The sequence below is a fragment of the Mesorhizobium sp. M0768 genome, assembly GCF_040320195.1.
GTDB lineage: Bacteria > Pseudomonadota > Alphaproteobacteria > Rhizobiales > Rhizobiaceae > Mesorhizobium.
The window spans coordinates 1-819 of sequence record NZ_JAMYPD010000108.1; the positions used below are offsets into that span (position 1 = coordinate 1).

Here is an 819-nt window from a genome sequence, read left to right on the forward strand (position 1 = left end):
CGGGCTGGTCGCCTTCAACACCGCCCCTGGCCTGATGAGCCTCGATCTCCAGCACAGGCTCTTTCATCTCGCCCTTTCGGAGCTCGGTGGCGAGGAGGCATGGAACGAAGTGCTGGAGATTACGGTGGATGTCGCGCGTACCATCACCATCGAACGGTTCAACCGCCCCGATTGACGGACCCTCCGCGTTCGTTTCCTTCATCGGGCTGGAAGAAGCCGCCGCTCGCACAACGAAAAAGCCCGCCGCGGGAGGAGGTGCGGCGGGCTTGATTTGGACGACAGCATTCGGGAGGAATAAATGCCGTCCCTGATCGCCGAGGTCGGGAGGAGGTGACCCGGACGAAACTTGATACCGACAACCTACTCCCTTCCACGCTCCCGAGAAGCATTAATTGTGCATAGCAGCATTGCGATCTGTGCAGCGCACACCTAGACCTGAGAGGTGTGTTTGCCAGACCGGCAGCGCAGGCCGTGTGCTGCGCCGCAGCGATGCACATGTTCGAAACTGGCGGCATCAGCAGCCCGGTGACGTTACCTACTCCCGCCGCGCGCAGCATTGCAGCATCATGCTGCCAGATCGAGAAGCTTCTTGGCCTTGCCCTCCATCTCCAGGCGAACATCCTGATGCGGCTTGTTGCGCGCCACCCGTGTAATGCCCTGCACGAAGTCGAAAATCGAGGCGCGCGGGTGCCCCTCCTCCGAAAGCACGGCATCGATGATCTTCGTCGTCTCCGCCTTGGAGAAGCCGCGCTTGCGCAGGAAGCTTTGGCGATCTTCGTCGTCCCGAGCGACGACACGCTCCCGCGAAGCCTTGATGCC

The 819-nt window shown here is 61.5% G+C and carries 1 pseudogene; it reads right to left on the reverse strand.

Going from position 1 to position 819, the window contains the following annotated elements:
* Window positions 1–564: 564 nt before the first annotated feature.
* A pseudogene (locus NKI08_RS34535) lies at window positions 565–819 on the reverse strand (hypothetical protein); the annotation flags it as partial.